Below are 10,364 nucleotides of genomic sequence, written 5' to 3' on the forward strand. Positions count from 1 at the left end.
GTCTCATTTCTCACTGCGGATTTCCCGATTCAACTTCGCAGCCTTCACCAACCCGCGCTCCAGCAATTGGTAATAGGCTGCAGAATCCATCGTCGCTTTTTTCTTTACCAGAGCCTGAACCTCGTCAATCGCCTTGCCATAAGCTGCGACAAGCGCGGGCGAAGCACCTTTGGGAACGCGAAAATTGAGCAAAAAACAACGGTCTGCCAACAACCCATCGCCCGCGTCGATATCGGACAGACGCGTCCCCAACCCATCGCCATTATCGTCCAAAATCGCATTCTCTGTCGCAATCAGGCCCTCACTCAAAAACCAGGCATCTGTCAGTGAAGATGCCTGGGTGCAAATCTCCAGAACCGAAATGCGGTCATCGCGATTTTGATCGGCACTACCATCCTCCAATGCCTGCACAAAAAAACGCGTAAATTGCGTGGCATTGCGCTGATCCATACTGCGCGTACTCGCGCATATAATACGTCCATCTCGACTCAGTGCATTGACAAAAGGCGCACTCATCGACGCACCATTGACAACAATAATGCGCCGCGTAGATAACATCTTCAAAAATCTATCCAGATCTTCAGCTGTCAAATCCGCACCGGGAATATTCAACTTGGCAACCTGGCGACGATAGCTTCCGTGCCCAATTAAAAAAATGAACACATCGTCACCCGACGTTACCCGCTCCGACAAACCGCGGAATACATTGCGGATGCCTGCTATTGACGATGCTCCGTCAGCATTCTCACCCGTCTCATTTACCAGTTGCACATTTGCCGCGGGATGATCACATCGCTCAATCAGCACCCGGCGCAAACGCTGCCCCCAATCGTCAAACCGCTCGGAATACTCGTCCTCTCCACCGCTACCGCTGATGATCACATCAAAAACAGCGGCATTTGCCTGCGCCAGCATCAACACCCAAATTGGGAAAATCCATAATCTCATGGCTCTCCCCGCTTCCGTCTCAAATACCATTCAACGCAAAGCAACAACACGAGTAGAATATAAAAAGGCGGAAAATGCCACAACGGAAAACGATCCAATCGCGCATGAGCCTGGTCGGTATATGGAATCTGCTCAGCCAATTCGTCAAGCGCGTCCAACTCGATAAATTTGCCACCCGTGTGTGCAGACAGGCGTTTCAAAAAATCGGGATTATAACGCGCAGACAAAAACTCGAGATGATCCGGTCGCGCCAGCACAGCCGCGTCCAACTGCCCAATATCTACGCCATCGGAATCGCGCGCCGTGAGCTTCACTCGGTGCAATCCCGCTTCTGTAGCCTCAAAAATCGCAGAATACGCACCCACCTCGGCGATCGATTCAGAAATCGGCAATCTAACCGTCCCACCATTCGGTATCTCGACCTGCACATCGACGGACAGCCCTTCGCGGGGTTCGAAAAGAGAATCGCGCACCACAAACTTCAAATCGCGCATGTCTCCTACGACAACATCCTCGCCGCTATCGATCATCGTCACAGGCTCTGGCACCCGCATTGCCAGCAAACGCGCCAACTGCCGCCAAAAGCGTTCGTGAGCGGCATCTTCAACATTCTGCATCATCTGCCACTGCCACGTCTCGCCCGTACCCAACGCAGCACTCAAACCCTCTCCATACCGCTGCCAGGCAAACAGCGGCTGTGCATCCACAGCTTCAGACTCGGCATCCACCGTCGCCATCACCGTTGCACCAGCGCGCACAGACGCAAACGCATTGACCCCGTAAAGCGCGGACAAATTCGCCCACTGCTCGGCATTGACTTCGGCATCTTCGCTCAAAGACCAGACCCCGGACAATACGCCTTCAATCGTCGGCTTAGCGCGAAAAGCCACATCGTCGTAATCACCCGCAGGGCCCAACACAACGGGCAACATCGGTTCAATAGTAGAATGCGCCCACCCGCCCTCTGAGTACGCGCGGGGACCGCCCAGCATCAAAAAACTGCCCCCGCGTTTGGACACAAATTCCCGCGTCAAATTGAGTTGGGCAAGAGAAAAGAAATCGCGCTCAATATCCCCCCAGATCATCACATGGTAGCGAAAAAGCTCTGACACATCTGAAGGATACCCTCCCGCCAACTCCGACTCTGACACGCCAATGCGGATAAAAACCGCTTCGTCATAACGCGGCGCATTCAGCGCCTGATCGTCAAAACCCTCAAACAGGGGATTCGCCATTGTCGCATCGCGCCCACGGAAAACAAACTTGCGCTCGGCACCAGAAATGCGAACCAGACTCGACAAAACGAGTTGCGGCGCTCCATCTAAGGCACGCCGCAAAAACTTGCCCTCCCAATTGGGACGCCCGCTAAAATACAAAATGCGAAAAACGCGCTCGCGATTATCCACCAGAATATCTCGCGCATTATTCTCAGCAATGCGGTCTTTGGTCGCAACGTCCGTGGTATCTGCCAAACGCACCCGCACGCGGTGTGATACCCAGCCATCTCTTTGCGGATCAAAAGCGAGCCGGACATAATTCTCTTCTTCTGGTCCCACAATCGAAAGCGGTGACGACACCACCACCCGCTTGCCATCCAGCACATCGACCACCACATCTTCACCGCCCAACCCCTCGGCCACCACCCGCGCGGTAACCGCCACCTCATCGGATCGCACGCGCGACACCGATACATCGGTCAATGCCAGATCGCGCCAGAGATCATCGCGTCCTATTCCTACTGTAAAAACGGGCACATCGCGGGACAAATCCGTTATCTGAACAGGCGAGGCACTTTGCTGCACCCCATCGCTAAACACCACCACAGCCGACACCGCAGCTCCCGACATTTGCTTGAGCACCCCGCGAACTGCACCGACAATATCTGTTCGCCCCTGATCAAACGCGAGATCCTCAACCTCATTAACGCGCGCTGTCGTGCTGCCAAACCGAAACCGCGCCACCTGATGGGATTGCGTCAAAACGCGCTCAAAATCCGATCCCTGATACACCTGCACAAATCTTTCTGCCCGCGCCCGCCCATCGTATTCGGGCACCGTCATACTGCGAGAATCATCAAACAGAACAGGCACAAAATGCGTACCAGGCTCCAATTTCCGCGCCACCAGCGCAGGTCCCAATAACAAAAATAGCGCCAGCGTCAACGCCACTGCGCGCAACCCAATTAACGCCTTTGAAAGCGCGGGTCGCCGCCTGTGCCAGAATCCCACACTCGCACAAAAAACAACGCCGAGAAGGACCAGCGCCACAGGCCATGCGACATCCAGTACAAACCGCACATCCCGATATACAGCGGCGCGATCCCCGGCCAACAAGTGTAATAACCAGTCAGTCACTTCTCATTTTCCGTCAACGCTTTAAAATACTCGGCAACGCGGGCGCGGTATTGCTCGGGAATTTCGTCTGCCTTGCCAGCGGAAAGACCATAGTCTCCTTTTCGCTCGCGAATCAACACCGACAATTCTTCTGCAGACAGCGTCAAAGGCTTGATTGCACGCTCAAAAATCAAATCGTACTGCGGCACCGCTCCCTTGCGATAATAATCGCGCCCAATGCCCGCCAGATCTTCGCGGATACCCGTCAAACGCTGTCGCACACCCAAATCAGCTGGCAAAAGCGACTCGGCCTCGCGCAAGCGATCCATCCAATCGCGAAAACCGCCTTCGGCAAATCGGCGCAACGCATCGGGATCTTGCGGACCCCACCCAAATCGCCCATCGCGGCCATCCGATCCTCCTCCCATCACACGCTCCAGACGCTCCTGCGCCCGCTCCAGCGCCTCCAGGTCGTCGCGCACCAGAAGTTGCGCGACACCATCGAGGTTTTCAGCCGCCTGATCCAACTTCTCCGCCACAGCGCGCTCGTGTGTTTCCGATGCTCGCCACGCCCCCAGTCTCACCAATCGCTCGCCCGCTTGCATATCTTCAAAAATGCCCTCTCGGCTCGTCTCGCGCAGCCAGTCATTGAGTTTTTGCGCCATCAAACCCTGGCTTTCAGCGGCCTTTTCAGCCAACGCACTCGCCTCCTCCATCATATCGCGGAACTGATCGGTCGTGCGTTGCTTGCCCTCGAGCATCTCGCTCAATGCGCGCTCCGAATCAGACAGCGTTCCGCGCTGCGTCTGCTGCTCCTGAGCCTGTGCGACCAAACCGCGCTGTTGGGCCCGCAAACTATCCATATTTTCTTGTAACATTCTCATGCGCTCAGCCGCAGCCCCGCGCGACAAATTGCCCAATTGCTCCTGCACATCGCGCAATGCGTCCAAAGCGCGATTGCCCGCAGCCCGCGCCCGTTGCAACTGATCGTTATTCAGATTTTGCGCGCTGCGATTCATCTGCCGCCGCGCACCTTCCAATTGTTCCCGCGCCCGCCGCGCCTGTTGTGGGTCCATATCCCCAGACGCAATCTCGCCATTGACTGCATCGAGCGCGTCCATCGTCTGACGCTGCGCTTCGCGCAACTGCTCCAGGCGCCGTTCGGCTTCTTCGCGCGCTTCGCGCTCCAGCTTTTCCGTCTCTGAAATCAACTGCGCCACATCTTCGTTAATCGCCGCCTGCCGCCTGGTCAATTCCTCAATTTTATTTTGTGCCTCTGCCGTCTCAGCCAGTTGCTGTTGCAATGTAGATGCCTCTTCCCGAAAATCTCGCCGTTGCGCCAACTCCAGACCATCTAACTCGCGCTGCTGTGCCTGACCCCCACCACCTCCGCGCTGTCGCTGCCTGCCTTGCACCACCTCAGATTCTCTCGGTCTTCTCTGCAAAAGATATCGATACGCGCGCTGAGCGTGCCCCCATGCCCTTGCCAATGCCGCATCCGGATCGTCAAAAGACGCCTCGTGCAATGCCTCTACAACACCCGCAAACTCAGCTTCCAAATCCGCTGCTGGATTCCTCACAGAACCCCGAACATTCTCCTGCGCCTCAATAATGGCGTGCTTCTGCTCATCGTATTCTTCCCAATCCATTCCCGACGCACCTTTGCGCAAATTCCAGATCGCGATAATCACCTGCTTCTGGCCCTCAGCACCACCCCGCTGCCCCCTGCCCTGCCCCTGTTGACCACCCTCGTTGCTCACAGCCTGGCGATAGAGTCTTTCAAAAGGCCGAATCTCCAAAAAATAGGGATCGCCCAGAGTCTCAATCTCAGACCGTCCCGGCTTGCCATCTTCTGCCCAGACCGTCCAGGTAATAAAATCACCCGCCGCGAGTTCCAGATCTTCCAGTGCCATCGGATACTCACCCTCTGCGCTCTCTATCCGCGCTGTCTCCGTCTTAAGAGAAATCCGCACGGGATCGCGCCCTGCAACCTCGTATTGCAAACCGTAATCCGTGAGCCTGTAATCGTCTTTTATCGAAAACCCAAAAGCCACTTCCTCAATTGCCGTAGCTTCGTCATCCCCGCGTGGAAAACGAACCTGAATACGCGGCGGCTGATCGACCTTCGCCGTAATTTTATACGCGCGCGCATACTCATTTCCCTCGCCATCGGCATCTCGCAACGCCACCTCGTATGTCCCGTTCTCTGTAATCGACAGCGCGCCTTCCCACAAGGCATCATCTGACTTTTTCAACGCCATTTCTTTTTCACCATCCAATACCAGCGATGCCTTCTCCAACTCTTTATTAACCGTCACTGATACAACCACCTCCGTGCCCTCAGGCGCCGTAATATCACCGCCATAAGGCACATCGCGGTCCTCCATTTCCAAATAATCGGGATAGCGATATAGAAGTCCAATCGATACGACCTCGGGCGGCGTCCACACCGAAAGAGTATAGACATCGGAACGATAAGCCCCAACCTGCACCTGGTACTCTGTATCGGCATACAAATCGCGCAATTGATGGGCAAACACATCGCCAGCCTCACCAGGCTCTAAAGGCGCGGTTTGCCAGTCCCCGCCCGATGGTCGCCACTGAATTGCCTTGCTCGCACCCATAAGATCTGTCGTCACCCAAACCATCTGATGCGCCCCGCGGCGCACCCGCGCATCACCCGGTTCAACCGTATAGGGCAAAGGCAAAGCTGGTGCAAAAAACAACCGTCCCGCAATATCGCCCAGATTAACCTGCCACAATGCCACGAGCAACACAACAGCACCCAATCCCCAAACCCCAAAAACCGCGCGGCGCACGCGCTTCAAAACGCGCAAATCAATCACAGGTGGCGCCTGTATCGCCGACAATTCGCGCACCTGCTGGAACACCTGCTCGGTCATCCACTCGGAAACCGGCGTTGACCCGTGCAGCGACACAGTACTCACAATCAGATCCTCAAGCTCGGGATGATGTACATCGAGAAAAAGCGCGATCTGCTCTCGTGTCACCACCGTCCGCTGCGGAACGTACAACCACTTATACCCCGCCCCAAAGACCAGAAGGAGAAATGCTATCACCGGCACAATCACAGGCACGCGATCGGCAAAAGCCACCACAGCGCACAACCCAATCAGCAAACCCAAAAACACCGCACCAAACATCAACCGACCCTGCAAACGCCGCCGCCGCTCAAACTGCGCGGCAACTTCGCGGATCGCGTGTTCCAATTTAAGCGGTAGCAATGGTATCATGTCCGTACCTCCCGCGCACTCAAATACGCGGCGTAAAAATGTTCAATCAAAAGCAAAGCGAGCAAAAATCCGAGTATCCAGCGGCCGTATTCATACACAATTGAAAGATCAGTCGATGGTTTGCCATCTCGCTGAAATAACACGGGCGCATCGCACAGCCGAATCTCAAATTCCGCGGGCGTTATCCGCGCCAAATCGCTCTCTCGGTCTGCGACATTGACCGATGCGATTTGCGTTCCCCATTGATATACGCCGGGCACCTGGAATATACGCGCATCGCCAACGGCAGAATCCAATCCCTCTGGTCCCATAACTCGTTCCACCGCATCAGACGTGCTTATGGCATCGCCCACCAGATAATCTGTCTCGATCTCCCGATCACCCGATAAATAGCGCAACGTCTCGTGCAACAAAGGCACAAACCGCGGCGTCCGCGCCAGATTTGACCGATCAAACCCCATCCCACCGGCCCAGACCACGATGCGACCTTCTCCTATTCTGCCTTCGACAATAGCGGGCATCAAATCGTCGTATTTTGCCAGCACCGCGGCTGAACTGTCGGCGGTAATAACGTGGTAATTCTCATAACGCACAGATGAAAAATCGTTAAATCGCGCTCCCCTGAAAGGACGAAAAATGGGATGTTCCAAATCGACCCACGCCAGCGCGGCATAACCCGCATCCTCCACCCCAGAAATCCTTATATTTGCGTACGCGAGCAAGGCATTCACAGACTGAATATCGGCATCCCTGCGAAGCGGCAAAAACAGCGCCCCTCCATTCTCAACATACTCTCTAAACTCACTCACAGCAGTCACATCTTCGGCAATCACCGCCGATCCCATAAGGTCCCCAGACCATGTCAATCGCCAATCCGCACCCTCGGGCACAGCAGCCTTGAGCATAAACCGCGAGGACTCCGAAGCATTCAACACCGCAATGGGATGTTGCGGTTTGGCAAGCCAGGCAAAAAAACGGCGATCATCTCGCTGCAACCCATCGCCTCCCGCGAGCGCGACATATCCGTTTATCCCATCCTCCAAAGGCACGGAGAAAGCTACCTGCGTCGCATTGCCCTGCAACACCGTTACATCGCGCGTTTCTATCACCTCTCCACTGACCATTAGCTGCGCGGCAAGTCCCCCTTGCCCAGACCAATTTCTCACCCGAGCGCGAACCCGCAATACATCGTCCTTTAAAGCCCGCACAGCGAGCGCGTCAACCGACGCATTGGACACCTGCGCGGTACCCACATCCACCACTTGAAGCGCAATCGCACCCGGCAACCGCCATCCCATATCGGATAGCGGCATGCCACTCGCCTGAAAATCGCTGATCACGTGAACCACGCGCTTCACCTGCGCAGTATCAGCCGCAAAAACATGCTCAACGGCCTGAAGTGCCGAAACATAATCGGTATGTGCCCACGTCACATCGGCGATCTCAATAGCGCGTCGAACATCTGCCACATCACCCGAAAGCGGCACATCGACCACAGCCTGCTGTGCAAATCGCACAAATCCAACCCGATCCCCCGGTCCCACAGTCTCCAACACGGCCTTTGCCCCTGTTTTCGCGCGCTCCCACACCCCATCATATCCCATACTCAGCGAAACATCCATCGCAATCACATGATCTGTTCGCCCCGAAGGTGCTGCTTCAGCATCCAATATCATCTCTTGAAAAGGCCGCGCAAACGCAAGAGCCAGGGCAACCAGCACCGCCATTCGCAACAACATCAACACAACGTGTTGAACGCGTCTGCGCTCGATCACCTCGCGCTTGATATCGGGCACAAACATCAAACTGCTAAACCGCACGGTCTCGCGCTCCGGACGGCGAATGCGATGCACAAAATAGGGAATGCCAATCAGCGCAACACCAAATGCAAATAGCGGGACCAGCAATCCCATCAAACACCTCCCTGCGACCGCCTGCTCGGCGCGATCAGCCCATCGTTGCGCCGATGTAAAAACCGATGCAACGCCATATCCAGAGGTTCAGAACACGCGAACTCTTCAATATCGATTTCCGCTGCCAAACACGCTTCTCTTATCGCGTCAAAATGTCGCCTGCGATTTTCCAAATAGGCCTCTCGCACCTCCTCTGGCACGGCAAATTGCTCGCGATTGTCCTCGGCATCCACCAGCGTCACCGACCGATCAAAGGGAAACGTCTGCTCAGCTGGATCGCTCACCTGCAACACCAGCACATCGTGACGCTGCGCCCTCAGAGAACGCAAATGCACAATCATCTCATCTGCCGGATGCAACAAATCGCCGATCAGCACCACCATGCCCCGCGCAGGCAACACATCGCCCATCACGCGCAATGTCCCCGCCGTATCCGTCTCTTCACCCGCGGGCCTCAAATTGTCGATCTCCATCAAAATACGATGGCGTTGCCCATCTCGACGACGCGCTGGCACATGCGCAATCAACTCCCGATGATAAGCGGCAAAACCCACAGCATCCCCCTGACCAGAAGCCAGCATCACCAGACACGCCGCCAGCATCTGTGCATACCGAAACTTGCTCACTTCTCCCGAACCATAGTCCATAGACGCGCTGCAATCCAGCAAAATAGTAGAACGCAAATTGCGCTCATCCTGAAACTGCTTCACGTGCAACCGATCACTCCGCCCGTACAGCCGCCAATCCACAAAGCGCAAATCATCGCCCCACGCATAGGGACGATATTGGGCAAACTCGACCGACGCCCCGTGGTGAATACTGCGATGCGCTCCGCCCTGTAGCCCGGAAATAACCGTACGCGCCAGAAGCTCCAGATCGGCAATACGCGCCAACTCAGCCGGATCGAGATATGTGTAAATGGAGTTTTGCATAGCGGTCAGTCTCATACCAGATCCGCTTCTGGCGGCTGAATAGTCTCCAACAACCGATTGATGACATCCTCGGCATTTACGCGATCGGCTTCGGCTCTAAAATTGGTCAAAATGCGATGGCGCAGCACATTGGGCGCAACCGCCTGAACATCGCCAAAAGAAACGTGATATCGCCCCTTGAGCAGTGCCCGCGCCTTCGCCCCCAGCAACAACCCCTGCACGCCGCGTGTGCCAGCCCCCCAACTCACCCATGAAGTCACAAAATCCGGCGCTGTATCGCCAGGGCGGCTCGCCTGCACCAGTTGCACCGCATAACGCGCCACAGGCTCGGCAACCGGAACCATCCGCACCAGCCTGGCAAAATCGAGCATATCTACACCCGAAAACACAGCCTCAACCTCTTCGGCCTCAATCGACGTCGTGCGCGTCGCCACGTCCAACTCTTCATCCTCCGCCAAATAATCAATCCAGATATTCATCATAAAACGGTCCAACTGCGCCTCGGGCAGTGGATAAGTACCCTCCAACTCAATGGGATTCTGCGTCGCCAGAACAAAAAACGGTTGCTCCAGCGCGTGCAAATTACCCCCTATTGTCACCTGCTTCTCCTCCATCGCCTCCAGCAGTGCAGCCTGCGTCTTGGGCGGCGTGCGGTTAATCTCATCAGCCAACAAAATATGCGTAAAAATAGGACCTGGAATAAACCGCAACTCACGGTGCCCGCCCACGCGATCCTCATCGATAATCTCTGTACCCGTTATATCCGAAGGCATCAGATCCGGCGTAAACTGCACGCGCTTAAAATCCAAATCCAGAATCTTCGCAATCGTACGCACCAGCAGCGTCTTTGCCAAACCCGGCGCCCCCGTCAACAAACAATGACCGCCGCTAAACAACACAATCAGCAGCGACTCAATAACCTCATCCTGCCCGACGATCACCTTGCGAATCTGCTCCATCATCCGCGCTCGACCATCGCGCAAC

General features: G+C 55.5%; 6 protein-coding genes. All 6 read right to left on the reverse strand.

All coding sequences use genetic code 11. The features are described 5' to 3' along the window. Positions 1–3 precede the first annotated feature (3 nt). Genes F4Y39_03210 through F4Y39_03235 form a run of 6 tightly spaced genes read right to left on the reverse strand, consistent with a single transcriptional unit; the run spans position 4 to position 10,342 of the window. On the reverse strand, positions 4–948 hold the full coding sequence (locus tag F4Y39_03210; GenBank protein ID MYC12712.1) for a hypothetical protein: 945 nt from the start codon (positions 946–948) through the stop codon (positions 4–6). Then, positions 945–3,302 (reverse strand): hypothetical protein, encoded by a 2,358-nt coding sequence (locus tag F4Y39_03215; protein MYC12713.1) that lies wholly within the window; start codon positions 3,300–3,302, stop codon positions 945–947. The genes F4Y39_03210 and F4Y39_03215 overlap by 4 nt, the downstream gene beginning before the upstream one ends. Continuing rightward, positions 3,299–6,535: a hypothetical protein gene (locus F4Y39_03220; GenBank protein ID MYC12714.1), complete on the reverse strand. Its 3,237-nt coding sequence runs from the start codon at positions 6,533–6,535 to the stop codon at positions 3,299–3,301. The genes F4Y39_03215 and F4Y39_03220 overlap by 4 nt, the downstream gene beginning before the upstream one ends. After that, positions 6,532–8,448, reverse strand: coding sequence for a VWA domain-containing protein (locus tag F4Y39_03225; protein ID MYC12715.1), 1,917 nt, complete (start codon positions 8,446–8,448; stop codon positions 6,532–6,534). Before F4Y39_03225 ends, F4Y39_03220 begins: the two co-directional genes overlap by 4 nt. Further along, positions 8,448–9,395 carry a DUF58 domain-containing protein gene (locus F4Y39_03230; protein ID MYC12716.1) on the reverse strand — a complete coding sequence of 316 codons (948 nt, stop codon included), beginning with the start codon at positions 9,393–9,395 and terminating at the stop codon, positions 8,448–8,450. The genes F4Y39_03225 and F4Y39_03230 overlap by 1 nt, the downstream gene beginning before the upstream one ends. Continuing rightward, positions 9,392–10,342: an AAA domain-containing protein gene (locus F4Y39_03235; GenBank protein ID MYC12717.1), complete on the reverse strand. Its 951-nt coding sequence runs from the start codon at positions 10,340–10,342 to the stop codon at positions 9,392–9,394. The genes F4Y39_03230 and F4Y39_03235 overlap by 4 nt, the downstream gene beginning before the upstream one ends. Positions 10,343–10,364 lie beyond the last annotated feature (22 nt).

The sequence above is a fragment of the Gemmatimonadota bacterium genome (genome assembly GCA_009838845.1).
Taxonomy (GTDB): Bacteria; Latescibacterota; UBA2968; order UBA2968; family UBA2968; genus VXRD01.

What these genes read in the sequence shown, in the direction of transcription:
- F4Y39_03210 (MYC12712.1), bottom strand. Translation starts at nt 948, where the DNA reads ATGAGATTATGGATTTTCCCAATTTGGGTGTTGATGCTGGCGCAGGCA.
- F4Y39_03220 (MYC12714.1), bottom strand. Translation starts at nt 6,535, where the DNA reads ATGATACCATTGCTACCGCTTAAATTGGAACACGCGATCCGCGAAGTT.
- F4Y39_03225 (MYC12715.1), bottom strand. Translation starts at nt 8,448, where the DNA reads ATGGGATTGCTGGTCCCGCTATTTGCATTTGGTGTTGCGCTGATTGGC.
- F4Y39_03230 (MYC12716.1), bottom strand. Translation starts at nt 9,395, where the DNA reads ATGAGACTGACCGCTATGCAAAACTCCATTTACACATATCTCGATCCG.
- F4Y39_03235 (MYC12717.1), bottom strand. Translation starts at nt 10,342, where the DNA reads ATGATGGAGCAGATTCGCAAGGTGATCGTCGGGCAGGATGAGGTTATT.